Here is a 24,807-nt window from a genome sequence, read left to right as displayed (position 1 = left end):
AAGGCTGGTTTTGGGAGCTTAGGTTCGGTTCGTTCCCGAACTCCCACCATGGAGGCCTCGTGCCCGACCGTCTGCTCCCGCTGTTCCCCGCCCATCCGGGCGGCCGCTCGCCGGTGACCTGCGAATACCGCTGCGGCAACGCGTGCGCCCACCCCGAGGCGAACGAATCCGCCAACGAGTACTTCGGCGACGTCGTCAAAGACATCTCCCGCCGCCGCGTCTTCCAGGCCGGCGCGGTGATGGCGGCCGCCGCGGGCGGGTTCGCCGCGTTGTCCGGCACGGCCGCCGCGGCCGCGCCGGTGCCACAGCCGCTGCAGAAGCCGCGGCCGCGGCCGGTGCCCGGCACCGACTTCGACCCGGTCCCGCCGAACAAGCTCGACCAGGTCAGCGTGCCCGGCGGCTACGCCCAGCGCGTCGTCGTCCGGTGGGGCGACCCGGTCGTCGCGGGAGCGCCGAAGTTCGACTTCACCAAGCAGACCGCGGCCGCGCAGGCGAAGCAGTTCGGCTACAACAACGACTTCGTCGGCCTGATCCCGCAGGACCCGCTGGGGCTGACGAACCTGCTCGTGGTCAACCACGAGTACACGACCGAGGTCCACATGTTCCCGGCCGACCAGTACGACCCGGCGAACCCGACCGAAGAGCAGGTCAGGATCGCCTGGGCGGCGCACGGCCTCTCGGTGCTGCTGACCCGCCGCGACCCGGTCCGCGGCGGCCTCGAGGTCGTCCCGAGCCGGTACGGCCGCCGGATCACCCTCGACACCGTCTTCGAGGTCCGCGGCCCGGCCGCCGGGTCGAAGTTCCTGCGGACGTCGGCCGACCCCACCGGGCGCCGGGTCCGCGGCACGCAGAACAACTGCTCCGGCGGCGTGACGCCGTGGGGCACGGTGCTCTCCGGCGAGGAGAACTTCGACCAGTACTTCGCGAACGCCGACAAGGTCACCGACCCGGTCGCGGCGGCGCGGCTCAAGCGCTACACCGTCGGCACCGGCGCGAGCACCCGCAAGTGGGAGCGGTTCGACAAGCGCTGGGACGTCGCGCAGGAGCCGAACGAGCCGAACCGGTTCGGCTGGGTCGTCGAAATCGACCCCAACGACCCGGACTCGACGCCGGTCAAGCACACCGCGCTCGGCCGCTTCAAGCACGAAGCCGCGAACATCAAGATCACCGCCGACGGCCGGGTCGCCGTCTACTCCGGTGACGACAGCCGGTTCGAGTACATCTACAAGTTCGTGTCGAAGGGCAAGTACAAGCCCGGCCGCAGCGCGCACGCGCGGCGGCACAACTCGGCGTTGCTCGACGAGGGCACGCTGTACGTTGCGCGCTTCACCGGCGACAGCCCGGCTGCCGAGATCGACGGCACCGGCAAGCTCCCGGCCGACGGCGAGTTCGACGGCACCGGCGAGTGGATCCCGCTGGTCAGCGGCGACAAGTCCTTTGTGGACGGCTTCACCGCCGAAGAGGTCTACGTCTTCACCCGCCAGGCGGCCGACAAGGTCGCGGCCACGAAGATGGACCGCCCCGAGGACATCGAACCGAACCCGGTCAACGGCCGGGTCTACGCGGCGCTGACCAACAACAGCGACCGCGGCGCGGCGGGCAAGGCGGGCGTCGACGAGGTCAACCCGCGCAACGGCAACAAGAACGGCCACGTCCTGGAGTGGGAGGAGGACTGCGGCGACGCGGCGTCGACCCGGTTCTCCTGGCGGCTGCTGCTCGTCTGCGGCGACCCCAAGGCGGCGGACACCTACTTCGGCGGCTTCCCGAAGGATCAGGTCAGCCCGATCTCCTGCCCGGACAACGTCGCGTTCGACCGGCACGGCAACCTCTGGGTCGCCACCGACGGCAACGCGCTCGGCGCGAACGACGGCCTGTTCGCGGTGCCGGTCACCGGCCCGGAGCGCGGCCACGTCAAGCAGTTCCTGTCGGTGCCGGTCGGCGCCGAGACGTGCGGCCCGGTCGTGACCGACGACCTGGTGCTCGTCGCGGTCCAGCACCCGGGCGAGAACGCGGCGAGCTCGGCGAACCCGACGTCGCACTGGCCGGACGGCGGCACCGCCCAGCCGCGGCCGGCCATCGTCTCGGTGTGGAAGACGGGCCGCTTCGGACGTCCCGGCCGCATCGGCGAACGCTGAGGTCACCGGCCCGCACCGGCCAAGTTTCACTCTTAAGTGGACGGCTTCCGGCCGGTGCGGGCCGGTGTCACGCGCCATAGTCGAAGCATGGTCCGTTCGGCGCGCGTGGCGGCAGTGGCGGTGGTGGTGCTCGGTGCGGCGGTCGTGCCCGCTTCCGCCGACGAGCCGCCGCCGTCGTGCGGCGGGGTGGCCGCCAACCCCAGCGTCGAGGAAACCGCGCGGAACGGCGCGCCCGACGGCTACATCTTCACCCCCGCCGCGCCCGTCCCGCCCGGGACTCCGGCGGCGAAGGTGCCGAGGCTGCTGACCGAGCAGGCGTACGCCGTCGACGGGCACCGGGCGGCGGTCATCCAGACGCCGGACGGCAAGACGAGCACCGCCTACCAGACCGAGCGGTTCGTCCCCGGCGGCGTCTACACGCTGAGCGTCTGGACCGCCTCGAACGCGCCGCGGTACGGACCGGCCACCGGCCTGCGGTTCTTCGACGCGTCCGGCACGCAGGTGCAGGAGGCCAAGCTGGTCGCCGACCACTACGCCCGCGAAGGCGACCTGGCCCGGCAGGACTTCCCGGCGGCGACCGCGCCGGCGAAGGCGGCCGCGGTGAAGTTCTTCGCCACGACGACCCTCGACCGGTTGCACTGGGACTGCGTCGACCTCCAGCTCGCGGCGTACTCGGTGAAGAAGGAAGTGCAGAACCCGGCAACGGGCGCGTGGGGCTCGTTCGCGACGGTCACCGCGGGCGAAACCGCGCACTACCGCGTCACGGTGACCAACGAGGGCACGCAGGACCTCAGCGGGATCACCGTCGCGGACCCGTGGTGCGCCGGGCCGTTCGGGCCGTTCGAGCTGGCCGCGGGCGCGAACCGGCAGCTGACCTGCGACCACCCGGACCTCACGGTGGCCGACAACGGGCACGTCAACACGGCGAAGGTGACCGGTGTCCACTACCCGGGCGGCACGCTCGGCGACAAGACGGCGTCGGCGACGATCACCGTCCTCCCGCCGCCGCCCATCGCGAAGATCGGCGACTTCGCCTGGGCGGACCGCAACCGCGACGGGCTGCAGGACCCGGACGAGCCCGGCGTCGCGGGCGTCAAGGTGACGCTGAAGGACGGCGCGGGCGGCACGGTCGGCACCACGACGACGGACGACAAGGGCCACTACGGCTTCGAAAAGCTGAAGGACGGCACGTACCAGGTCTGTTTCGCCGTCCCGGACGGCTTCGCGGTGACGCGCAAGGACGTCGGCACCGACGACCGCGATTCGGACGCGGACGCCGGCGGCTGCACCGCACCGCGCACGGTCGGCGCGCCCTCCCACCAGGACTTCGCGGCCGACGTCGGCCTGGTCACGCCGACGAACCGGATCGGCGACCTGGCCTGGACCGACACCAACGGCAACGGGCTGCAGGACGCGGGCGAACCAGGCCTCGCCGGCGTCAAGGCGGTGCTGAAGGACGCGGCCGGCAAGGAGCTGGCGAGCGTCGTCACCGGCCCGGACGGCACCTACGGCTTCGACGGCCTGGAGGACGGCACGTACCAGGTGTGCTTCACGGCGGACGGCCACCACCCGACGGCCAGGAGCGCCGGCGACGAAGCCCGCGACTCCGACGCGGATCCGGCGTCCGGCTGCACGACCCCGCGGACGCTCGGCCCGGGCCACCGCGAGGACCGCACGGTGGACGCCGGCTTCGCCGCTACGGTGGGGGCATGACGGATCTTCCCCTCGCCCTGGTGACCGGCGCATCCCGCGGCATCGGCGCGGCGGTCGCCCACCAGCTGGCCCCGACCCACCGTCTCCTGCTCGGCGGCCGCGACGCCGACGCGCTGGCCGCACTGGCGGAGGAACTCCCAGGCGCCCAGCCGTGGCCGGTGGAGCTCACGGACCCGGCCTCGCTCGCCGCGGCGGTGGCGGACATTTCCTCGTTGGACGTCCTGGTCCACTCGGCGGGCGTGGCACGCCTGGGCCGCATCGAGGACGCCGACGCGTCGGCCTGGCGCGACAACTTCGAGGTCAACACCCTGGCGGTGGTCGAGCTGACCCGCCTGCTCCTCCCGGCCCTGCGCGCGGCGGCCGGCCACGTGGTGGTGATCAACTCGGGTGCGGGCCGCAACGCCCGCCCAGGCTGGTCCCCGTACGCGGCGAGCAAGTTCGCGGTCCGGGCGTTCGCCGACGCCCTGCGCGAGGAAGAGCCGCAACTCCGCGTAACGTCGGTCTACCCGGGCCGCACGGACACGGAGATGCAGCAGGAGATCTTCGCGGGCGAAGGCAGGGAGTACGACACGAGCCACCTGCTGAAGGCGGACTCGGTGGCTACGGCGGTGGTGACGGCGGTGTCAGCCACCCCGGACGCCCACCAGACGGAGATCATCCTCCGTCCGCGTTAGACCCGCAGCCGGGCCGCGGTCTCGGCCACGCCGGCCTGCACCTTCGCCCGGTCCACCTTCACCGACTCCCCGTCGGCCACGACCTGCTCGCCGGCCACCCAGACGTCCCGCACCCGCCGTGATCCGGCCGCCCACACGAGATTCGACAGCAGCTGCACGTCCGGTACGTCCAGGCCGCACGCGAACGCCGGGTCGTCCAGGTCGATGTGCACCAGGTCCGCCCAGCGGCCCTCCTCCAGCGCCCCGATGTCCGACCGCCCGAGCGCGGAAGCGCCGCCCCGGGTCGCCAGCAGGAACACGTCCGCCGCCGTCAGCACCGTCGAGTCTCCCGTGGCCAGCCGGGCGAACATCGCCGCGAGCTGCAGTTCCTCCCACAGGTCGATGTCGTCGTTCGATGCCGGGCCGTCGGTGCCGAGACCGACCGCAACCCCCGCTGCCCGCAGGTCCGCGATGCGCGCGATGCCCGAAGCCAGCTTCGCGTTCGAACCCGGGCAGTGCGCCATCCCGACGCCGTGGGAAGCGAACAGCGCGATGTCGTCGTCCGACAGGTGGATGGCGTGCGCCGCCAGCATCCGGCCGTCCAGCATGCCCAGCTCGCGAAGCAGCGCCGGCACCGAACCGTGCGCCTCACGCACGGAAAGGTCCTCGGCCGCCGCCTCGGCGACGTGGATCTGCACCAGCGCGCCCCGCGAAAGGGCCGACTCCGCCGTCGCGCGCAGGCCCTCCTCCGACAGCATGTACGCCGAGTGCGGGCCGTAGCCCAGCTCGATGCGGTCGCCGTGGCCGAAGCGGAGGCCGTCCGTGTCGATCCAGCGCTCGATCGCCGTCAGCTGGGTCTTCCAGTCCAGGCCCGGGAGCTCCATCACCGGCGGCGCCACCAGTACGCGGCCGCCCGTCGTGAGGACCGCGTCGACCAGCTGCTCGCCTTCGAAGTACATCTCCGCGCTGGTCGTGACGCCGTGGCGGAGCATCTCCACCGAGCCGAGGAGCATGCCGGTGCGGACGTCCTCCGGGCGCAGCTTCGCCTCGGCCGGCCAGATGATCTCGTTGAGCCAGGGCAGCAGCGGCAGGTCGCCGCCCATGCCGCGCAGCAGCGTCATCGGGCTGTGCGCGTGCGTGTTGACCAGGCCGGGGAGCAGGATGCCGGTCAGGGTGGTGACCGGTGCGGCGGACTCGGGGGCGGTGGCCGCCGGTCCGCAGTACGAAATGCGCCCATCGGCGTCGACGTCGACGACCGCGTCACGGAGAAGCGAACAGGACGGGTCGGCGGGGAGAACTACAGGTGCGTGGAAACGGCGTTGCATCTCTGGATACTACGCACCCGCAATCACGAGACGACTCCGCTCCGCCACGCCCACGCCGCCGTCTCCACCCGGTTCCGCGCGCCGATCTTGCCCTGCACCGACGCCAGGTGCGTCTTCACCGTCGACAGCGACATGAACAGCTCCGCGCCGATCTCGGTGTTGGTCAGCCCGCGGGCCACCGCCTTGACCACGTCGAGCTCCCGCGCGGTCAGCGGCTCGGACGGCGGCGGGACCTGCGGTTTCGCGGCGGCGCCGCTGTTGAAGTGCTTGAGCAGCCGGACGGTGATCTGCGGCGAGACGAGCGCGTCGCCGCGGTCGGCCGCGCGGACCGCCTCGATCAGCAGCGCCGGGCCCGCGTCCTTCAGCAGGAAGCCGGACGCGCCGTTGCGCAACGCCGTGTGCACGTACTCGTCGAGGTCGAACGTCGTGACGACGACCACCTTCAGCGGGTCGGTCACGTCCGGGCCGGCCAGCTGCCGGGTCACCTCGAGGCCGTCGAGGCCGGGCATGCGGATGTCGAGCAGGCAGACGTCCGGGCGCAGTTCGCGGGCCTTCGAGACCGCCGAGACGCCGTCCGCGACGTCGGCGACGACCTCGATGTCGTCGTGGGAGTCCAGGATCATGCGGAACCCCATCCGCACCATCTCCTGGTCGTCGGCGATCAGTACCCGGATCACTCGTCCCCTTCCCCGGCGGCCAGTGGCAGCCAAGCTTCGACCCGCCAGCCGCCGTCCGGGCCGCGCCCGGCCGAGAGCCGGCCCTTGAGCAGCGCGACCCGTTCGCGCATGCCGACCAGACCGTAGCCGCCCGACCCGCCGGCCGGCCGGTGTGTCGTCGCGCGCCCGTCGTCCGTCACCCGCAGGTGCAGCTGATCACCCTGCACTTCGGCGACGACGAACGCTTCGGTCGCGTCGGCGGCGTGCTTGCCGACGTTCGTCAGCGACTCCTGCACCAGCCGCAGCGCCGAGCGGCCGACCTCGTGCGGCAGGTCCGGCGGCAGGTCGAGGTGCATCGCCGTCGGGACGCCGTGGTTGGCGCTGTCGACCAGTTTCCGCAGGTCGGCGCCGAGGTCGGTGGTCGCCTGCTCGCTGAACTCGCTCGACCCGGCCGGCGCGTCGCCGCGCATCGAACGGACCAGCCGCCGCATCGCCGCGAGCGCCTCGACACCCGCGTTCTCGATCCGGCCCATCGCCTCCACCGCGATCTGCGGGTTCTTCTCGGCCATCAGCCGCGCCGCCTGCGCCTGCACGACGATCCCGGTGACGTGGTGGGCGACGACGTCGTGGAGCTCGCGGGCCAGCGCCATCCGCTCGGCGGTCTGGGCGTCGGACACCGCGGACTGCACGGCCTGGGTGCGTTCGGAGTCCCGCGACCGCAGCATCAGGCCGACGGCGATGGAGATGCCCAGCATCAGCGTCGCGGCGAACGCGAGGACCGACAGGGTCTGCGGATCGGTCTGCAGGCCGCGCCGCGCGTCCGAATTGAGGATCGCCCCGAGCGCGACGACGCTCGAAAGCACCGCGACCCGCGCCCAGGACTGGCTCAGCCCGCGCGCCCGGGTCAGGTTCACCACCACGCCCATGCCGGCGACGATCTGCGTGGCCGGGATGCCGCCGGGCACCGGGTATTCGTACGACTGCAGTTGCAGGAACGGCGTGACGACCGCGGACAGCAGCATGATCCCGGCGAGGCCGAGCAGGGCGTCCGCGGGCCGCCGCGGGGACAGCACCGCGATCACGGCCGCGACGATCGAGCAGAACAGGATCGGGAACCCGCGGGCGGTGTTCGAGTACGTGTAGCCGAACTCGAACAGCAGCGCGAACGCGAGCAGGCCCATCAGCGGCCACTGCCCCATCGCCAGCTCGTTCACCCGGCGCAGCAGCCGGGTCCGCGGCTCGCCGCGCGGACTGCGGTCGCGCGCCGCGATGGCGGGCACCAGCGGGCCGGCGAGCAGCAGCAGGCCGAACAGCAGCGCCTGGGTGCCCGTGCCGCCGTCGATTTCGGCCACGCCCGCGTACCGGCCGAAGACGGCGGTGAGGCCGGCGAAGACCAGGAAGCCGATCACGCAGAACGCCACGCCCGCCCGCGCCCGGCGGGCCACGTAGTAGACCATCAGCACCCCGGCCACGACCTCGGTGATGGTCACCTTCGGCAGCACGCTGGAGTACGGCGGGATGCGCAGCGTGTGGATGAAGAGGGTGGACAACACCAGCACCCCGCCGCCGACCACCCCGGCGACGGCGGCGCGCTTCTGGGCCCACACCCCGCAGGCCGCCATCGCGAAGATGCCCGGCAGCAGGCCGAAGTCGACGAAGGGCGGTCCGTTGTCGTCGAGCGCCGCCTGCGTCGTGTAAACGACGTCGAACAGCAGGGCGGCGAACAGGACGGCGGAGGGCACGCCGATGCGCCGCACCAGGGCGGCGGCGCGGGTGGAGAGCGTGTTCGAGGGGGGCGCGGCGGGCACAACGTGACGTTACGTGATTCCCCGGTGCCCGCACCTTGGCCGAGTGGCCCGCGCTCCCTCGGCCGATCGGCCGATGCGGGCCGGTGCGTGACTGGCCGTCTGCCCGAAGCCGGCACCCCCCGGTCTCCGCGAGGCTCATCGGCACCAAGATCCGAACCGACAGGGAGAACCTCGTGGACCCGAACACTCCACACGCGACGAACGGCCCGGTGCTCTCCGGCCGCGGACTGGTGAAGCGCTACGGCACCCAGTACGCCCTGGCCGGCATCGACATCGACATCCAGCCGCGGGACGCCGTCGCCATCGTCGGGCCCTCCGGCTCGGGCAAGACGTCGCTGCTGCACGTCCTGGCCGGCATCCTCCGGGCCGACGACGGGCAGATCTTCCTGGCCGGGCAGCGGATCGACCACCTCGGCGAGAAGAAGCGCAGCGAACTGCGCCGCACCGAGTTCGGGTTCGTCTTCCAGTCGGGGATGCTGGTCGCGGAGCTGTCGGCCGAGGAGAACGTCGCGCTGCCGTCGCTGCTGGCCGGGCTCGGCCGCAAGGAGGCCATCGACGCCGGCCGCCAGTGGCTTTCGCGCCTCGGCCTGGCCGGCAAGGAGAAGCGCCGCCCCGGTGAGCTCTCCGGCGGCGAGGCCCAGCGCGTCGCGATCGCGCGGGCGCTGACCCACCGGCCGAAGGTGATCTTCGCCGACGAGCCGACCGGCGCGCTCGACACGCGCACCGGCCGCGAGACGATGGACGCCCTGCTCGGTGCCGCGCACGAGACCGGCGCCGCGGTGATCGTGGTGACCCACGACCGCGAGCTGGCCGAGTCGATGCCGAAGACCGTCGCCATCCGCGACGGCCTGATCGCGACGAGGCTGGCGGCGTGAACTCGCTCCAGATCGCCCTGCGGGTGCTGAGGGTGGACCGGCGGACCCGGACGTCGGCGATCCTCACCGCGATCGGGGTGGCCGTCGCGACCGGGCTGGTGCTGCTGCTGGCGACGCTGCCGTTCGCCACGCAGAACCGCGAGCAGCGTGCCCTCTGGCAGGGCGAACACCACGTCGGCTACCAGCTCGACGGCCCGCAGAAGGTGCTGTTCAACTCCACCACGGACTATTTCGACGGGCAGCAGATCGTCCGCGTCGACATCGCGCCGGTCGCCGGTGCAGGGTCGATCGCCCTGCCGCCGGGCGTGCCGCAACTGCCGGGGCCGGGCGAGACCGTCGTGTCCCCCGCGCTCGGCCGGCTCCTGCAGGCCAACCCGGCCGCGCAGCTCGGGGACCGGTTCGGCAAGCCCGTCGGTGCCCTCGGCGAGGGCGCCCTCCGCTTCCCGGAACAGCTCGTCGCGCTCGTCGGGCACACGCCGGACGCGATGCCGAAGAACGCCTACCCGCTGGCGGATTTCCCCAGCGGCAAGGCGAGCCCGGACCCGCTGCTCATGCTGCTGTCCTGGGTCGGGATCATCGTGCTGCTGGTGCCCAGCCTGGTCCTGGTCGCGTCGTCGGCGCGGCTGACCGCGGCCCGGCGGGAACGGCGGCTCGCCGCGATCCGGCTGGCCGGGGCGACGCCGGGGCAGGTCACGAACATGGTGGCCGCCGAGACGACGTTGTCGGCCGGCATCGGTGCCCTGCTCGGGCTGCTGATCAGCCCGGCGCTGCACGGCCTCGCGTCGTTCGTGCCGTGGGCCGGCGGCACCTGGCTGGCCTCCGACTTCGCCCTGCCGGTCGGGCTGACGGTGTTCATCGTCGTGGCCATCCCGGTGCTCGTGGTGCTGGCCGGCGTCCTCGGCCTGCGCCGGGTGCTGAAGAACCCGCTGTTCGCGACCGGCGGCCACACGAAGAAGCCGCTGCACTGGTGGCGGCTGCTGGCCCTGCCCGCGGCCGGGGCGTTCTTCCTCGTCGCGGTGACGACGGCGAAGGAGTACGGCGGGATCGGGTTCGTCATGGCCGGGCTGTTCTTCCTGGTCGGCTCGGCCGCGATCGTCGGGCCGTGGGTGACGTCGGCGGTCGGCGGCACGTTCGTCCGGATCTGGCGGCGCCCGTCGGCGCTGCTCGCCGGCCGCCGCCTGCGTGACGACCCGAAGGGCGCCTACCGCTCCTCCGCCGGGATCGTGCTCGCGGTGTTCGCCGGGTCGATGGCGCTGACGCTGCTGCCGACGTTCGAATCGATGGCCGGCGGCGGGCGGTCCTACGTCGACTCCGTGCTCTACGTCGACGCCACTGACCAGAACGCCGGCCGGATCGTCGACCAGGCCAACGCGTCCTTGCAGAAGTACGGCCAGAACGAAAAGGCGATCGCGGTCGGCGAGGTCTACCTGGTGAAGGGGCAGGCGCCCAACCGGTACGGCCACCGTGCGCTGGTGATGACCTGTGCCGACGCCGTCAAGCTGACCCGCTTCGGGCTCACGCCGGAGAACTGCGCGGGCGGCCCGGCCGTCTTCGGTGACTCGGCGATCGACCTGGCGCAGTACAAGTTCGCCACGAACTGGGAGGGGCAGGCGATGGCCGCGAAGTCGGGGACGCGGGTGGAAGCCGTGCACCCCCGCGACGCGGACCTGTCGGACACGCTGATCGTCGATCCGGCCGCGCTGCCGGACGGCTTCACGCCGACGGACTACACCGTCGTCGCGCCGACCACCGACGCCGACCGCGAGACCGTCCGGACGGCACTGGCCGCACCGGCGGCGGGCGCGGAGATCGGCAGCCGCGACCAGTACCTCTACAACCAGCAGACCGAGCTCGGCGACCTGCGCCGGGTCACCGTGATCGGGCTGATCGCGGCGGGGATCCTGGCCGGCTGCAGTGCCGCGGTCGCGACCGCGGGCTCGGTGATGGACCGCCGTCGCACGTTCGGGGCGCTGATGGCCGCGGGCACGCCGGTGCGGGTGCTGGCGAGGGCGTTGCGGATGGAAGCCGCGCTGCCGGCGCTGGTCGCCACCATCGGTGCGGGAATCGTCGGGGTACTGGTCGGCGTTGGGCTCTACAGCATGGTCGACGAGCGCGGCATCGTGCTCAGCCCCTGGCTGCTGGCGCCGGTCGTGCTCGGGGTCGGGGTGGCCCTGCTCGGCGCGTCGGTCTGCACACCCGCCCTCAAGCGGGTCCAGGCCGAGCCGCTGGCCGACGAATAAGGCGTTCGTCCCTCTGTCGGGGGAGGGGCGGATACCGGGGGTAGTGAGCTGAAGGGGACTTTCTCCGCAGGGGATCCGGGGAGAGTCCCCTTCAGCGCTTCTCGGCTCAGCGCCGTTCGAAGATCAAGTCGTGCGAGACGCGGCCTTCGACGTCGGCGCGCTGCTCGAACTTGGTCACCGGCCGCCACTCCGGCCGGGGCGCCCAGCCGTCGTACCGGTTCTTCAACGCCGGCTCGGCCGAGCAGACCTCGAGCATCTGCTCGGCGTAGTTCTCCCAGTCGGTCGCCATGTGGAAGGTGCCACCGGGTGCGAGCCGCGAAGCCACGAGCGCGGCGAACGACGGCGACACGATCCGCCGCTTGTGGTGCTTCTTCTTCGGCCACGGGTCCGGGAAGAACAGCCGCACGCCGTGCAGCGTCCCCGGCTCGACGTGCTCGGTCAGCAGCACGACGGCGTCGCCGTGCAGCAGCCGCAGGTTCTCGACGCCGAGGTTTTCCGCGCGCAGCATCAGCTGGCCGAGGCCCGGGTCGTAGACCTCGGCCGCGACGTAGTTGAGCTCCGGCGCCGCGGCGGCCAGCTGCGACGTCGTCTCACCCATGCCGGAGCCGATCTCCAGCATCACCGGCGCTTCGCGGCCGAACCACGCGGTGAAGTCGAGCGGCCCTTCGGGCAGCTCGCTCACCGTGCGGCCCAGCCGCGGCCAGTGTTCTTCCCACGCCCGCTGCTGCCCGACGGTCATCCGGCCACCGCGCTTGACGTAACTGACCACGCTGCGCAGCCGGGGTTGGTGCTCGTTTTCCACCGGCCGAATGTAGCTGGGCGCGCAGCGCCTCCGTTGAGGGTGGTGGCGGGGGCATGGATGGATCAACGAACGGCTTCGAACACCCCGAGACGAGATCGCAGGCCCGCCAGCCCGGCCACCGGGATCGGGTCCGGGGTCCGCCCGGTGTGCGCGGGCAGGACGTCGATCCAGCCCGGGTGCCGGTCGGTGTTCATCACCGTCGTGGGAATCGCGTGCCCCGATTTCCCGCGTTCGGAGGGCATGAACTCCCAGTAGCCGGATTCACCGTCCGCGGCCCACGGGACGAATTCCCACCCCGGGCGCGGGCCGAGCAGTTGCGCGATCCGGTCCTCGACGCGGAAACCCTGTTCCCGCGAATCGAGCTTGCCGTCCGCCATCGCGCGCAGCCACCACGGCGCGGGGATCGGGCCCGACATCCCGGCCGAAGCGCGGAAGAGGGCCAGAACGGTGTCTTCGGGCGCGCGGTGCACCCACGCCCGGCGGAGTTCGGCGGGCGTGGCCGCCGTCATGGCGGCCTGCGGGAGTTCGATCGCCCGCGACCATTCGAGGTCCAGCATGGGTTCGAGCCGGGGAGCGTCGTCTTCGACGCGGGCTCGGGGAATCGTGCCACCCAATTCTTGCCCGGTGTCCACCGTCAAGATTCACCTCCAGGGGGAGTTCAGACGGGTCCGGTGCTCTCACTTATGAATCTTGCCTGGTCGTAGCAGTATGTCCGGTGCCTGTGAGGGAAGCCACAGCTGTTTCACCTTTTGTTAACAAGCTTTTGTGCGGTATTGAGACCGCGGTCACGCTCAGGCGTCGCGCCGGGCCGTGACGAGCACCCCGGCCGCCAGCAGGGCGACGCAGATCGCGGCGAAGTAACCGAGGTAGCCCCACGGGCCGAGCGGGGGCGGGGGCAGCTGCAGCGCGCCGCCGGTGAACCCGCCCGCGTTGACGAACTGGTCGGCCGCGTGGAACGGCATCCACTGGTAGACGTGCTTGCCGATGCCCGGGATGAAGGGGAGCACGCCCTCGAGCACCTGCGTCCACACGAGGACGACCGTCAGCGCGAAGGCGACGCTGCGCAGCAGGAGCGCGACGCCGACGCCGGCCACGGCGGAGAACAGGAAGACCAGGCTCTGGCCGAGCACCGAGCGCCAGTCCGCGGCCGTGTGCAGCGCGAGGTCGGCGTCCGGCTGCACCAGCGACGCCAGCCCCCACGAGCCGAAGCCGACGACCAGCCCGAGCACGGCGCCGACCGCGCCGACGACGGTCACCTTCGCCAGCAGCGCCGGCACCCGGCTCGGCACGGCCTGGAACGTCAGCCGCATGGTGCCCCAGTTGAACTCCGACGCGGTCGCGAGCACGGCCAGGACGAGCAGCACGGTCCGGCCGTTGCCGCTCGCGAGCTGGGTGTTGCCGACCGTCGGCGGGATTTCCGGCCCGGCCAGCGCGAAGAACAGCGCGGTGAAGCCCAGTGGCGCGACGAGCGCGATGGCCAGGCACCACCACGGCGCGCGGGTGCTGAAGAGCTTGATGCGCTCGGCGCGCAGGAGGTTCGTCGACGCGGTCACTGGACGGCCTCCGGGGTGGCGAACTCGACGGCCTCGCGGGTGAGGTCGAGGTAGGCCTGCTCGAGCGAGCCGGTGATCGGGCTCAGCTCGTGCAGCGTGGCGCCGGCGTCGAAGGCGAGCTGCCCGATCCGGTCACTGTCCATTCCGGATACGACGAACGCGCCGTCGGCCTCGGTGAACTCGGCCTGGCCGGTCAGCGCCGCCCGCAGCTCCTCGGCGTGCGGGGTGCGCACGCGCACGCCGTGTTCACTGGTCTGTGCGACGAAGCCGTCCATCGTGCCCTGGTAGATCAGCCGGCCGCGGCCGATCACGACGAGGTCTTGCGCGGTCTGCGCCATCTCGGGCAGCAGGTGGCTGGACACGAACACGGTCCGGCCCTCGGCGGCCAGCGCGTGCAGCAGCTGCCGGATCCAGGCCATGCCCTCCGGGTCGAGGCCGTTGACCGGCTCGTCGAACAGCAGCACGCGCGGGTCGCCGAGCAGCGCGGCGGCGATCCCGAGCCGCTGCTGCATGCCGAGCGAGTACTGCAGGACGCGTGTCTTGCCCACGCTCGTCAGGCCGACCAGCGCCAGCACCTCTTCGACGCGCTTGTCCGGGATGCCGTTGGTCGCGGCCAGCCACCGCAGGTGGTCGCGCCCGGTGCGGCCGGGGTGGCGCCAGGTGGCGTCGAGCATCGCGCCGACCGTCCTGAGTGGATCTTTCAGCTCGCGGTACGGGACGCCGTCGACGAGCACGGTGCCCGCGTCCGGGCGGTCGAGGCCGAGGATCAGCCGCATGGTCGTGGACTTGCCGGCGCCGTTCGGGCCGAGGAAGCCGGTGACGCGCCCGGACCGGGCGGTGAACGTCAGCTCGTTGACCGCCGTGGTGGCGCCGTACCGCTTGGTCAGCGCGGTCGCTTCGATCATGGGGCTCCCTCGTCCGTCACCGGAAGCCTACTGCGAAACGGGAATCCGGGTCGCCCCCCCGACAGCGCGACCCGGATTCCCGTTTTCCCCTGTTCCCCTCAGGCGTCCCGCTTCTTCGCGACCCCGAGCGCGACGAGCAGGAACACGAGCGCGATGCCGGCGAAGTACGCCAGCGCCCAGCCCGGGCTCAGCGGCGAGTCCGACGGCGCCGGGCCGTCGACGACCGCGGAGCCGCGCAGGAACTTGTTCGCCACGTTGAACGGCATCCACTCGTGGATGTGGCGCCCGACCTTCGGGATGATCTGCACCAGCTCTTCCACGGCCAAGTAGTAGATGAGCAGCAGAGCGATCGCCCCGGCGCTGTGCCGGATGAGGATGCCGAGGGCCACCGCGAGCACGGCGCTGATCGCGAAGACCGGCCCCAGCCCGGCCACGTTCAGCCAGTCCTGCGTGCTGTGCAGGCCCAGGCCGTCGTTCGGCCGCATGAGCATGGCGAGGCCCAGCGCGCCGAAGGCGCCGATCTCGCCGATCACCAGGGCCATCAGCCCGACGACGACCGCCTTGGCGAGCAGCGCCGGCGTGCGGTGCGGCACCGCCTGGAACGTCGTGCGGATGGTGTTGAAGCGGTATTCGGTGGTCACCGCGAGCGCGGCGAGCACCATGACGACGGCGATGCCGAACTGGGAGCCGCCGAACTGGGTGGCCGACACCGCGATGGGCGAGTCGGACGGCGAGGCGCCGGCCAGAATGGCCGCGAAGCCGATGGTCAGGGCCAGGGTGATGAGCGCGCACCACCACGGCGAGCGGGTCGAGAACAGCTTGATGCGTTCCACGGCGAGCAGGTTCATGGTCTTGGTTTCCCCGGTTACTTGGCGGACTCGAGCACGTGCTGCGCCTCGGCGTCGAGGCCGGTGTGGTACTCGACGGAGTCGCCGGTGATCTGCATGAACGCCTGCTCGAGCGAGCCGGTCTGCGGGCTCAGCTCGTGCAGCACGATCCGGTTGGCGGCGGCGAGTTCGCCGATCTTGTCGCTGTCCATGCCCGACACCACGAGCGCCTTGTCATCCCCCGTGACCCCGGCGCTGGCGCGCTGCAAGGCATCGCGGAGCTCGGCCAGCTGCGGCGAGCGGACCTTGACCGTGTTCTCCGCGGCGCGGGAGACGAACTCCTCGGTCGACGACTGCGAGATCAGCTGCCCCCGGCCGATCACCACGAGGTTGCTGGCGGTCAGCGCCATCTCCGAAAGCAGGTGGCTCGACACGAAAACGGTGCGGCCTTCCTCGGCCAGCCGGTGCATGAACTTCCGGATCCACAGGATGCCCTCGGGGTCGAGACCGTTCACCGGCTCGTCGAAGAGCAGCACCTCGGGGTCACCGAGCAGGGCGGCGGCGATGCCGAGCCGCTGCGACATGCCGAGCGAAAACCCGCCGGCGCGCTTGCCGGCGACGCTGGTCAGGCCGACGATGTCGAGGACCTCGTCGACCCGGGCCGCCGGGATGCGGTTGGACTTCGCCATCCAGAGCAGGTGGGCGCGTGCCGAGCGGTTCGGGTGCACCCACTTCGCGTCGAGCAGCGCGCCGACGGTGCGCAGCGGTTCCTTGAGGTCGTGGTACTTCTTGCCCCCGATGGTGACCTGGCCGCCCGTCGGGTTGTCCAGGCCCAGGATCATCCGCATGGTGGTGGACTTGCCCGCCCCGTTCGGGCCGAGGAAGCCGGTGACCTGGCCCGCGGCCACGGAGAACGACAGGTTGTTCACCGCCAGCGTTTTTCCGTACCGTTTGGTGAGGCCCGTTGCCTCGATCATGGCTGCTCCTCTTCCGCCCCTCGCTTACGACGCGTTCATCGTCGCGGGTCGGGGGTGGTCAGCGCGTCACCCTGGAGGCCGAACCGCTCCCCCTACCTGAGTAGTACCTTGCTGGCTCTTCGGCCGATGCGCGATCAGTGATGACCCTGAGTCAACCCTGATTCGACGCCATTATTGAACTGTGGTTCAATAATGGCGTGGCCCGGCCGAGGAGCATCACCGACGAACGCCTGCTGAGTGCCGCGGAGACCGTGATCGGCCGCTGCGGCCCCGGTTTCACGCTGGCGCAGGTGGCTTCGGAGGCCGGCGTATCGGTCGGCACGGTCGCGCAGCGGTTCGGTTCGAAGAGCGGCCTGCTGCAGGCGATGAGCCGGCGGGCCACGCACCGGGCGGTCGAGCAGATGCGGGAAAGCGCGGACCGGGCGGACGACCCGGTCGACGGCCTGCGCGCCGCGGCGGTGTCGGTCTACGCGGTGCTCGGCGACGCCGAAGAGGCGGCGAACCACCTGGGCCAGCTCGGCGTCGACATCGGGGACCCGGTGCTGCGGTCGCTGCTGGGCGAGCACTTCACGGCGGTGGAAGAAGAGCTGCGACGGCTCGTGCGGGCGGCGGCTCCTCTGCTGCCCCACGCGCCGAGCGTGCCGCGGGCGGCCCGGGCGGTGCTCGGGGTGATCAACGGGGTGTCGATCGACTGGTCGATCCGGCCGCACGGGCGGCTGGCCGACCGGCTGGCGGAGGACGTCGACGCGGTGCTGACCGCGTGGCGGGGACGGGAGGACTCATGAGCTTGCAGGGCAAGGTCGCGGTGGTCACCGGGGCGACGCGCGGGTGTGGCCGGGCAATCGCGGTGGAGCTGGGCCGCGCGGGCGCGACGGTGTACGTCACCGGCCGCACGACGCGCGAAACGGCGTCACCGATGAAGCGCCCGGAGACGATCGAGGAGACGGGCGAACTGGTGGAAGCGGCGGGCGGCAAGGCCGCCGTGGTCCGCTGCGACTTCACCTCGGTGTCCGATGTGGACGCGCTCAGGGCCCGCATCGAGTCCGAAGTGGACGGAATCGACATCCTGGTCGACGACGTCTGGGGCGGCGACATGTACTTCCACTTCGACGCGCCCTTCTGGGAGACGCCGCTGGAAGACGCGCTCGACCTGACGCACAACGCGCTCGACACGCACCTGATCGCGCTGCACAAGCTGCTGCCACTCGTTATCGCGCGCAACGGGCTGGTCCTGGAGGTGACCGACGGCGACAACGACGACTACGTCGGCGCCGGCCTCCCCTACTACCTGGCCAAGTGCGGCATCCGCGCGCTCGGCCGGGCCCTCGGCGTGGAGCTGGCGAAGAACGGCTCGGTCGGGCTCGCGGTGACGCCGGGGTTCCTGCGTTCGGAGTCGATGCTCGACCACTTCGAGGTGACCGAGGCCAACTGGCGCGACGCGGTCGGCAAGCTGGCGCCGGCCGACTTCAAGATCTCCGAGACGCCGTACCTGCTGGCCCGCGGCGTCGCGGCCCTGGCGCAGGACCCGGAGGTCGCCCGCTTCGCCGGGCAGACGCTGGCGTCGTGGACGCTGATGAAGGAGTACGGCTACACCGACATCGACGGCGACCGCCCGGACTTCGGCCGCTGGCTCACCGAGGTCCGGAACGCGGGCAAGGACCCGGCGGCGACCCCGCCGGACGCATACCGCTGACCGGCGCCGGATTTCAGCCCAGGCCGGGGCGGGCGAGGCCGGTTTCGTAGGCCAGCACCACGGCCTGCACCCGGTCCCGCAGGTCCAGCTTCGCCAGGATCCGCCCGACGTGCGTCTTCACCGTCGCCTCGGACAGGAACAGGGCCTCGGCGATCTCCAGGTTCGACATGCCCTTCGCGATCAGCACGAGCACCTCGCGCTCGCGGTCGGTCAGCACGTCCAGCTCGGCGGTGTCGCGCATCGGCGAGCCGCCGGTGCCGACGAAGCGGTCCAGGAGCCGGCGGGTCACCGACGGCGACACCACCGCGTCGCCCGACGCGACCGCGCGCAGCGCCGACACCAGGTGGTCGGGCTGGGTGTCCTTGAGCAGGAAGCCGCTGGCCCCGCCCTGCAGCGCCGCGTAGACGTACTCGTCGAGGTCGAACGTCGTCATCACGAGCACGCGCGCGGTGCCGGCGGCGACGATCTGCTTCGTCGCCTCGACACCGTCGAGCACCGGCATCCGGACGTCCATCAGCACGACGTCGGGGCGCAGTTCTTCGGCGAGCTTGATCGCCTGCGCGCCGTCGCCGGCCTCGCCGACGACGTCGATGTCGGCCTGCGCACCCAGCACCATCCGGAACCCGACGCGCATCAGTTCCTGGTCGTCGACGACCACCACCCGGATCACTTGTCCAACCTAACCGGCAGGGCCGCGCGGACCTGCCATCCACCGCCCGGAGCCGGGCCCACGTCCAACGTTCCGCCGTACACGTGCGCGCGTTCGCGCATGCCGATCAAGCCGTTCCCGCCCGGCAGCCGGGGGTCGCGCCGTCCGGCCGGGACCAGCTGCCCGACGCCGGCGCCGTCGTCGGACACCAGGACCTCCACCAGGTCACCCGTGCGCTGCACCCGCACCGAAGCGGTCGCGCCGCGGCCGGCGTGCTTGAGCGTGTTGGTCAGCGACTCCTGCACGATCCGGTAGATCCCCAGTGAGACGCCGGCCGGCAGGTCGCCGAGCTCGCCGAGCTCCAGTTCCACCGGCACGCCGGCGGTGCGCATCCGGTCGGCCAGCTCGGCGAGGGCGTGCGCGTCCGGCTGCGGCACCCGGGGCTCGCCGTCGGCGTCGTCGCTGCGGAGCACGTCCAGCAGGCGCCGCAGTTCGCCGAGCGCGCCGCGGCCGGTCTCGGAAATCGTTTGCAGGGCCCGCTGAGCGAGCTCGGGGTTGCTCTGGAGCGCGTACGAAGCGCCGTCGGCCTGCACGACCATGACGCTCACCGCGTGCGCGACGACGTCGTGCAGCTCGCGCGCGATCCGCCCGCGCTCTTCGGCCACCGCGATCCGGGTGGCCTGGTCCCGTTCGGTCTCGAGCAGGTGCAACCTGGCCTCCACTTCCACGTCGTAGGCGCGCCGGGCCCCGACGAACTCGCCGAGGGTCCAGCACAGGGCGATCCCGAACGCCAGGAACAGCGCCGAGATCAGGAGCTCGTCCGCCGGGCCGAGCGCCAGCTGCACGGCCGACCCGGCGATGACCGCGCCGACGTACACCAGCCCCTGCCGCCGCCCGGCGTAGACGACGACCGAGTAGATGCTCATCGCCAGCCCGGCGACGCTGGAGACGCCGAGCTGGAGCGTCCCGTGCACGATGCTGATCACCAGCACGACGTACGCCGACCACAGCGGCGACTTCCGCCGGAACACCAGCGGCGCCACCATGGCGAGGTTCACCGGCACGGCGATGTACCAGGGCGGCATCTCGGCGATCTCGTCCAGGCCGTCGGCGGCGAACAGCAGCATGTCGATCAGGCCGAGCACGACGGCGATCACCGTGTCACCCGCCATGGGGTGGGCACGCATCCAGAGGCTCAGCCGTCGCACCACACAACCCTAGGTCGCGCGGCGCGGATCGCGCGTCGGTCGGCGGTACCACCTTCGGTGCGACCAGGGGATGAGGCGCATGGCACGATTCACGGGGTTGTCCATCTGACGGGGAGGGCTGGGGGCCGTGACGTCACCGGAGCAGGGCCGGCTCGCGGGTCCGCTGTCGATGTCGGTGGCCAACCTGTGTCACCGCCTGCAGTCGCAGGTCTCCGCCCGGACCGCCGCCGGCTTCGCGGAGGTGCTGCGCCGGCTCGGCGCGCCGCTGCAGGTGGCCGTCGCCGGCCGGATCAAGTCGGGCAAGTCCACCCTGGTCAACGCGCTGATCGGGCGCCGGGTCGCGCCGACCGACATCGGCGAGTGCACCCGGCTGGTGACCCGGTTCCAGTACGGCACGGTGGACCGCGTCGAGATCGTCTTCACCGACGGCCGCAAGCAGGTGCTGCCCTTCGCCGCGGACGGGATGATCCCGGCCGAGCTGGGCGTCGACATCGACGAGGTGTCGCACATCGAGGCGTACCTGACCAACGCCGTCCTGCAGGGCATGACGGTGATCGACACCCCGGGCCTCGGCTCGCTCGACGCCGCGTCGGTGTCCCGCACCGAGCAGCTCCTGGGCGCCGCGAAGCACCACAAGGAAGAGGACGGCGAAGAGGGCTCCGACGAGCTCGACGACACCTCGCGCAACGCCGTCGCCGGCGCGGAAGCCGTGCTCTACGTCGTCACCCAGGGTGTTCGCGCGGACGACCAGCAGGCCCTCGCCGCCTTCACCGCGGCGACGGCGAGCCGCGAGGCGGGTCCGGTCAACGCGATCGCCGTGCTCAACAAGGCCGACACCATCGCCCCCGAGTCCGTCGACGGCGCCGGCGGTGACGTCTGGAAGGCCGCGACGCTGCTCGCCGAGAAGCAGGCGTCGACGTTGAAGCCGCGCGTGGCCGACGTGCTGCCGGTGATCGGGCTGATCGCCGAGTCGGCCGAGTCCGGCGGCTTCACCTCTGCCGACGCCGAGGCCCTGCGGCAGCTCGCCGGTCTCGACGACGACGTCCTGCAGACCATGCTCATCTCGGCCGACATCTTCACGAGCTGGGAGTGCGACGTCCCGGCGGGCACCCGGCTGCGGCTGCTGGAGAAGCTCGACCTGTTCGGCATCTCGCACGCCGTCGAGGCCATCCGCAAGGAACCGGAGCTCACGGCGGGCGCGCTGCGGCGGTCGCTGCTCGACGCGTCCGGCCTGGAAGCGGTCCGGCAGCGGCTGGCGGTGGTGTTCGCGGCCCGCGCCGACGGCATCAAGGCGGCCGCGGCGCTGGCGTCGGTGACCGCGCTCGCGCACGCCTCGGGCGACCCGGCGGAACGCCAGCGCGTCCACGACGCCATCGAGGTGCTGCTCGCCAAGCCCGAGGCCCACCAGCTGCGGCTGCTCGAAGCGCTGACGCTGGTCGCGTCCGGCGCGGTCGACATGCCGGAGGACCTCTCCGAGGAGGTGCTGCGGGTGGGCAGCAACCCCGACATCGGCGCCCAGCTCGGCAAGCCCGGTGCCCCGCGGCCGGAGCTGGCCGCGCACGCCCTCGAGCGGGCGGGCTGGTGGCGCTCCTTCGCGTCCTTCGGTGCGACCCCGGCGCAGAGCCGCGTAGCGCACGTCGTGCACCGGGCGTACTTCTTGATCTGGCAACAGGTCCGGGAGCCGCAGGGGTGAGTTTGTCTCTGCTTGCCGACTTCGCCTGATCACGGCGTTTCCCCGCGTACTGTGAGAACGTGCGCCTAGAAAACACGACATCCTGGCGAGCGGGCTGGAGCAGCGAGTCCGAGGTCGACGTCGCGCTGTACATCCGTGATGCCCTGGCCCTGTCCGTTTCCGAAGGACAGGTGCTGCCGCCGGTGGAGCCGCAGGTCCCGGTGCACGTCCCACCGGGGGTCGACCGCGCGGCCGTCCAGGCCCAGTGGGCCGACTGGTGGGTCGACCTGCTGGCCTTCCTGCGCCACCGCGAGGACCCGGACCCGCGCAGCCCCCGCACCCGCTACGGCAGGCCGGCGCTCGCCGCGGGCTCGGCGATGCGCCAGGCGGTCGACTTCTTCGCCCCGGCCGCGGCCCGCCATTTCGCCAACGCGCGCGGCCCCGCCCTGCGCGGCGCGGGCGAGCCGGCCGGCGGCACCCCGTGGGCCCCCGGCTTCTACCGCCGTCAGATCGTCGCCGGCGAGCGGCTCGGCCAGCTGGTGCGCGAGGCCGAAGTCCGCCACGGCCGCCGCGCGTACCCGTTCCGCCTGAACGTCATCGAGATCTCGGTCGCCGGCGCCATCTGGCTGCGCACGGCCGACGACCAGCTGCTGGTCTCCTCCCGGCTCGCCGAGGACGGCCCGGGCCTGGAGGCGGTCCTCCGCACGGTGATCGACGACCTCGTCTGAGCCCCGCCTGGCGCCCACCCGCCCGGAACTGGTGGAATCGGGCGGAAACCGGGACGGGGGTGGTGGGCGGTGGCGTGGTTTCGCCGGGAGGGAACCGACGGCGGTCCGGCCGCGTCGGACACCGATGTGCACCCCTTGCAGCAGGTGAGCGAGCTCGAACGAGCTCTCGCGGACCGCCAGGCGCTGATCCAGATGTGCCTGTACGCGCTGGACCGCGCCCGCAGCGGCGGCGTCGTCGAACGCCTCGAGGAGGGCCTCGCCGCGATCGGCGTCCAGGCGCTGCGGCCCGACGGCGAGCGGTTCGACCCGGCCCGGCACGAAGCCGGCGGTGCCGTGCCGACCGAGGACCCGGCGCTCGACGGGATCGTCGCGGAAACCGAGGTCACCGGCTTCGCCGACCACGACCGGCTGCTGCGCGCCCCGATCGTCACCGTCTACGCGAAGAAGAACCCGTGAGCGCACCGACCGCGCCGAGCCTGCCCGCGCAGGTCGCCGCGACCCGAGACCAGCTGCTGACCGTCGTCCGCGACGCCGATCCGGCCGCCGCCAGGTGGGTCGAGGACATCCGCAAGACCCGGCCGAAGAAGCCGGCCGTCGTGGTGGTCGGGGAGACCAACCGCGGGAAGAGTTCGCTGGTCAACGCCCTGCTTGCGCGGCCGGGACTGTCCCCTGTGGACGCCGATGTGGCCACCGCGACCTACCTGGTGTTCGACCACGCGGACGTCTGGGGCGCGCAGGCCTGCTACCCCGGCCAGCTCGCGCCGGTGCCGATCGACCTCGGCCAGCTGATCCACTGGGTGTCCGCCGCGCACGAGCTGCCGCCGGGCCAGATCCCGCCGCGGTACGTCGAGGTCAGCGGGCCGGTGCCGCTGCTGGAGCGGCTCTCGCTGGTCGACACCCCGGGCGTCGGCGGGCTCGACTCGATGCACGGCGAGCTCGCCAAGGAGGCCGCCGCGGGCGCGACCGCGCTGCTGTTCGTCGTCGACGCGTCGGCGCCGTTCACCTCGACCGAGCTGCAGTTCCTCCGCGACGTCGGCGAGCGCGTCGAGACCGTGGTCTTCGCGCTGACCAAGGTCGACATGTTCCGCGGCTGGCGGGAGGTCATGGAGGCCGACCGGCAGCTGCTGCGCGAGCACGCGCCCCGCTTCGCCGACGCCGTGTTCCACCCCGTGTCGGCGCGGATGTTCGAGACCGCGGCCAAGGCGCCCAACGAGCAGATGGCCGCGATGCTGCGTGAGAAGTCCGGGGTCGCGGCGATCCAGACGGCGCTGCAGGAGCTGCTCGTCGGCCGCTCGGCGATGCTCGGCGAGGCGAACACGCTGCGCGCGCTGTCCAGCGCGCTGGGCGAGCTCAAGGCGAAGCTGCAGGCCGAGAGCCGGGCGCTGTCCGCGGGCGAGGCCGAGGCCGAACAGCTGCGCGAACGCCGTGACCAGCTGCAGGCCGAACGCCGGAGCTCGACCCGCGGCTGGCAGCTCAAGCTGCGCGGCGAGGTGCAGCGCACCCGCGTGGAGGTCGGGCACGAGAGCGCCCGGCAGATGCGGGACGCGCAGACCCACTTCCGCCAGCTCATCGACGCGGCCAAGCGCGACGAGCTGGCCGCGTTGCCGCAGCAGGTCGACATCGCGCTGCAGACGACGTCGCAGCGGATCTCGATGCTGCTGTCGCAGCGGCTGAACCAGGTCACGAACGTCTCGCTGTCGGAACTGTTCTCGCCCGAAGAGCTCGACGTCATCCGCGCGCAGTTCGCCCGGGCCGGCGGGCCGCCGGTGGTGCTGCGCCCGCCGGACAAGAAGCCGCCGACGGCCGAGGACAAACTGCTCGTCTTCATGGGCATCTCCGGCGGCGTCGGGGCCGGCAAGGTGGCCGCGCTGCCGCTGGCCGGCGTCGCGATCCTGAACCCGGTCGTGCTGCCCGCGACGATCATCATCGGCCTCGGCGCCGGCTGGTGGATGGCCCGCACGCGCAAGCACGCGGCCGACAAGCAGCACATGAAGCAGTGGCTGGTCGAAGCCATCGCAGACGCCCGCTCGACGCTCGACCAGCTCGTCGCCGAGCAGCTCATCGAGGCCGAGCAGCAGCTGTCGATGGCGCTGGACGAAGCACTCGGCCGGCGCATCGACGCGATCGAAGCCGAGCTGAAGGAAGTCGACAAGACGATCAAGATGGGCGCGCAGGAGCGGGCCAAGAAGATCGCCGTCGTCTCGAAGCGGCTCAAAGAGGTCAGCGACGGCCGCGAGCGCGCCGAAGCGTTCCTGACGCGCATCCGGGCACTGCGGGACAAAACCGCCTGAGCACCGGTCCGGTTGTGGAGCGGAACCGAACGGGCCTACGGTGAGTCATACCCTCAGACAGCAGGTCGGAGCGTGTTACCCGGTTCGAAGGGGGAAG

22 protein-coding genes are annotated in these 24,807 nt (G+C 72.0%); 11 read left to right on the top strand and 11 right to left on the bottom strand.

Features of this window, described 5'->3' with window-relative positions; translation table 11 throughout:
• Positions 1-59: 59 nt before the first annotated feature.
• From AB0M93_RS21200 to AB0M93_RS21190, 3 genes are all read left to right on the top strand, one after another.
• Complete coding sequence (locus AB0M93_RS21200; protein WP_364275882.1) at positions 60-2,135, top strand: PhoX family phosphatase; 2,076 nt, start codon at positions 60-62, stop codon at positions 2,133-2,135.
• Between the two features lie 87 nt (positions 2,136-2,222).
• Positions 2,223-3,848: an SdrD B-like domain-containing protein gene (locus AB0M93_RS21195; RefSeq protein WP_364275881.1), complete on the top strand. Its 1,626-nt coding sequence runs from the start codon at positions 2,223-2,225 to the stop codon at positions 3,846-3,848.
• A complete protein-coding gene (locus AB0M93_RS21190; RefSeq protein WP_364275880.1) occupies positions 3,845-4,522 on the top strand; it encodes an SDR family oxidoreductase in 678 nt (225 codons plus the stop codon). Before AB0M93_RS21195 ends, AB0M93_RS21190 begins: the two co-directional genes overlap by 4 nt.
• Here AB0M93_RS21190 and AB0M93_RS21185 read toward each other — a convergent pair.
• The 3 genes from AB0M93_RS21185 to AB0M93_RS21175 are packed head-to-tail and all read right to left on the bottom strand — an operon-like array spanning position 4,519 to position 8,290.
• A complete protein-coding gene (locus AB0M93_RS21185) occupies positions 4,519-5,826 on the bottom strand; it encodes an amidohydrolase (protein WP_364275879.1) in 1,308 nt (435 codons plus the stop codon). The genes AB0M93_RS21190 and AB0M93_RS21185 overlap by 4 nt on opposite strands.
• A gap of 23 nt (positions 5,827-5,849) precedes the next feature.
• A complete protein-coding gene (locus AB0M93_RS21180) occupies positions 5,850-6,503 on the bottom strand; it encodes a response regulator transcription factor (protein WP_364275878.1) in 654 nt (217 codons plus the stop codon).
• Positions 6,500-8,290 (bottom strand): histidine kinase, encoded by a 1,791-nt coding sequence (locus AB0M93_RS21175; RefSeq protein WP_364275877.1) that lies wholly within the window; start codon positions 8,288-8,290, stop codon positions 6,500-6,502. Before AB0M93_RS21175 ends, AB0M93_RS21180 begins: the two co-directional genes overlap by 4 nt.
• A gap of 173 nt (positions 8,291-8,463) precedes the next feature.
• Here AB0M93_RS21175 and AB0M93_RS21170 point away from each other — a divergent pair, with 173 nt between their 5' ends.
• Together AB0M93_RS21170 and AB0M93_RS21165 are read left to right on the top strand one after the other, a co-directional pair.
• Positions 8,464-9,165: an ABC transporter ATP-binding protein gene (locus tag AB0M93_RS21170; protein ID WP_364275876.1), complete on the top strand. Its 702-nt coding sequence runs from the start codon at positions 8,464-8,466 to the stop codon at positions 9,163-9,165.
• Positions 9,162-11,405 (top strand): ABC transporter permease, encoded by a 2,244-nt coding sequence (locus AB0M93_RS21165; protein ID WP_364275875.1) that lies wholly within the window; start codon positions 9,162-9,164, stop codon positions 11,403-11,405. Before AB0M93_RS21170 ends, AB0M93_RS21165 begins: the two co-directional genes overlap by 4 nt.
• 106 nt (positions 11,406-11,511) lie before the next feature.
• On the opposite strand, the gene trmB is transcribed toward AB0M93_RS21165, so the two are convergent.
• From trmB to AB0M93_RS21135, 6 genes are all read right to left on the bottom strand, one after another.
• Positions 11,512-12,207 carry a tRNA (guanosine(46)-N7)-methyltransferase TrmB gene (gene trmB / locus AB0M93_RS21160; protein ID WP_364275874.1) on the bottom strand — a complete coding sequence of 232 codons (696 nt, stop codon included), beginning with the start codon at positions 12,205-12,207 and terminating at the stop codon, positions 11,512-11,514.
• A 62-nt stretch (positions 12,208-12,269) separates the two neighbouring features.
• Positions 12,270-12,839, bottom strand: coding sequence for a hypothetical protein (locus AB0M93_RS21155; protein ID WP_364275873.1), 570 nt, complete (start codon positions 12,837-12,839; stop codon positions 12,270-12,272).
• A gap of 159 nt (positions 12,840-12,998) precedes the next feature.
• A complete protein-coding gene (locus AB0M93_RS21150) occupies positions 12,999-13,760 on the bottom strand; it encodes a hypothetical protein (protein WP_364275872.1) in 762 nt (253 codons plus the stop codon).
• On the bottom strand, positions 13,757-14,665 hold the full coding sequence (locus AB0M93_RS21145) for an ATP-binding cassette domain-containing protein (protein WP_364275871.1): 909 nt from the start codon (positions 14,663-14,665) through the stop codon (positions 13,757-13,759). The genes AB0M93_RS21150 and AB0M93_RS21145 overlap by 4 nt, the downstream gene beginning before the upstream one ends.
• Before the next feature lie 98 nt (positions 14,666-14,763).
• Positions 14,764-15,513, bottom strand: coding sequence for an ABC transporter permease (locus AB0M93_RS21140; protein WP_364275870.1), 750 nt, complete (start codon positions 15,511-15,513; stop codon positions 14,764-14,766).
• A gap of 17 nt (positions 15,514-15,530) precedes the next feature.
• The gene (locus AB0M93_RS21135; RefSeq protein ID WP_364275869.1) at positions 15,531-16,469 is read right to left on the bottom strand and encodes an ABC transporter ATP-binding protein; all 939 of its coding nucleotides are present in this window, start codon (positions 16,467-16,469) and stop codon (positions 15,531-15,533) included.
• Positions 16,470-16,666: 197 nt separating this feature from the next.
• Here AB0M93_RS21135 and AB0M93_RS21130 point away from each other — a divergent pair, with 197 nt between their 5' ends.
• Together AB0M93_RS21130 and AB0M93_RS21125 are read left to right on the top strand one after the other, a co-directional pair.
• Positions 16,667-17,254 carry a TetR/AcrR family transcriptional regulator gene (locus AB0M93_RS21130; RefSeq protein WP_364275868.1) on the top strand — a complete coding sequence of 196 codons (588 nt, stop codon included), beginning with the start codon at positions 16,667-16,669 and terminating at the stop codon, positions 17,252-17,254.
• On the top strand, positions 17,251-18,162 hold the full coding sequence (locus tag AB0M93_RS21125) for an SDR family NAD(P)-dependent oxidoreductase (RefSeq protein WP_364275867.1): 912 nt from the start codon (positions 17,251-17,253) through the stop codon (positions 18,160-18,162). Before AB0M93_RS21130 ends, AB0M93_RS21125 begins: the two co-directional genes overlap by 4 nt.
• A 13-nt stretch (positions 18,163-18,175) precedes the next feature.
• On the opposite strand, the gene AB0M93_RS21120 is transcribed toward AB0M93_RS21125, so the two are convergent.
• Positions 18,176-18,832: a response regulator transcription factor gene (locus tag AB0M93_RS21120; RefSeq protein WP_364275866.1), complete on the bottom strand. Its 657-nt coding sequence runs from the start codon at positions 18,830-18,832 to the stop codon at positions 18,176-18,178.
• Positions 18,829-19,983 carry a sensor histidine kinase gene (locus AB0M93_RS21115; protein ID WP_364276148.1) on the bottom strand — a complete coding sequence of 385 codons (1,155 nt, stop codon included), beginning with the start codon at positions 19,981-19,983 and terminating at the stop codon, positions 18,829-18,831. The genes AB0M93_RS21120 and AB0M93_RS21115 overlap by 4 nt, the downstream gene beginning before the upstream one ends.
• 205 nt (positions 19,984-20,188) lie before the next feature.
• On the opposite strand from AB0M93_RS21115, the gene AB0M93_RS21110 reads away from it, so the two are divergent.
• The 4 genes from AB0M93_RS21110 (at position 20,189) to AB0M93_RS21095 (ending at position 24,710) form a co-directional block, all read left to right on the top strand.
• Positions 20,189-21,712, top strand: a complete 1,524-nt coding sequence (locus AB0M93_RS21110; RefSeq protein ID WP_364276147.1) for a dynamin family protein — start codon at positions 20,189-20,191, stop codon at positions 21,710-21,712.
• A gap of 59 nt (positions 21,713-21,771) precedes the next feature.
• Positions 21,772-22,419, top strand: a complete 648-nt coding sequence (locus AB0M93_RS21105; protein WP_364275865.1) for a hypothetical protein — start codon at positions 21,772-21,774, stop codon at positions 22,417-22,419.
• Positions 22,420-22,488: 69 nt separating this feature from the next.
• Complete coding sequence (gene grpE, locus AB0M93_RS21100; protein ID WP_364275864.1) at positions 22,489-22,875, top strand: nucleotide exchange factor GrpE; 387 nt, start codon at positions 22,489-22,491, stop codon at positions 22,873-22,875.
• Positions 22,872-24,710, top strand: a complete 1,839-nt coding sequence (locus AB0M93_RS21095; protein WP_364275863.1) for a dynamin family protein — start codon at positions 22,872-22,874, stop codon at positions 24,708-24,710. Before grpE ends, AB0M93_RS21095 begins: the two co-directional genes overlap by 4 nt.
• Positions 24,711-24,807 lie beyond the last annotated feature (97 nt).

Source organism: Amycolatopsis sp. NPDC051102 (assembly GCF_040682815.1).
Lineage (GTDB): Bacteria > Actinomycetota > Actinomycetes > Mycobacteriales > Pseudonocardiaceae > Amycolatopsis.
This window is presented reverse-complemented; position numbering and strand designations above follow the sequence as displayed.

Coding starts and splice junctions, on each gene's coding strand:
- AB0M93_RS21195 (WP_364275881.1), top strand. CDS start 2,223: ATGGTCCGTTCGGCGCGCGTGGCGGCAGTGGCGGTGGTGGTGCTCGGT.
- AB0M93_RS21190 (WP_364275880.1), top strand. CDS start 3,845: ATGACGGATCTTCCCCTCGCCCTGGTGACCGGCGCATCCCGCGGCATC.
- AB0M93_RS21185 (WP_364275879.1), bottom strand. CDS start 5,826: ATGCAACGCCGTTTCCACGCACCTGTAGTTCTCCCCGCCGACCCGTCC.
- AB0M93_RS21145 (WP_364275871.1), bottom strand. CDS start 14,665: ATGATCGAAGCGACCGCGCTGACCAAGCGGTACGGCGCCACCACGGCG.
- AB0M93_RS21140 (WP_364275870.1), bottom strand. CDS start 15,513: ATGAACCTGCTCGCCGTGGAACGCATCAAGCTGTTCTCGACCCGCTCG.
- AB0M93_RS21135 (WP_364275869.1), bottom strand. CDS start 16,469: ATGATCGAGGCAACGGGCCTCACCAAACGGTACGGAAAAACGCTGGCG.
- AB0M93_RS21125 (WP_364275867.1), top strand. CDS start 17,251: ATGAGCTTGCAGGGCAAGGTCGCGGTGGTCACCGGGGCGACGCGCGGG.
- AB0M93_RS21115 (WP_364276148.1), bottom strand. CDS start 19,983: ATGGCGGGTGACACGGTGATCGCCGTCGTGCTCGGCCTGATCGACATG.
- AB0M93_RS21110 (WP_364276147.1), top strand. CDS start 20,189: ATGTCGGTGGCCAACCTGTGTCACCGCCTGCAGTCGCAGGTCTCCGCC.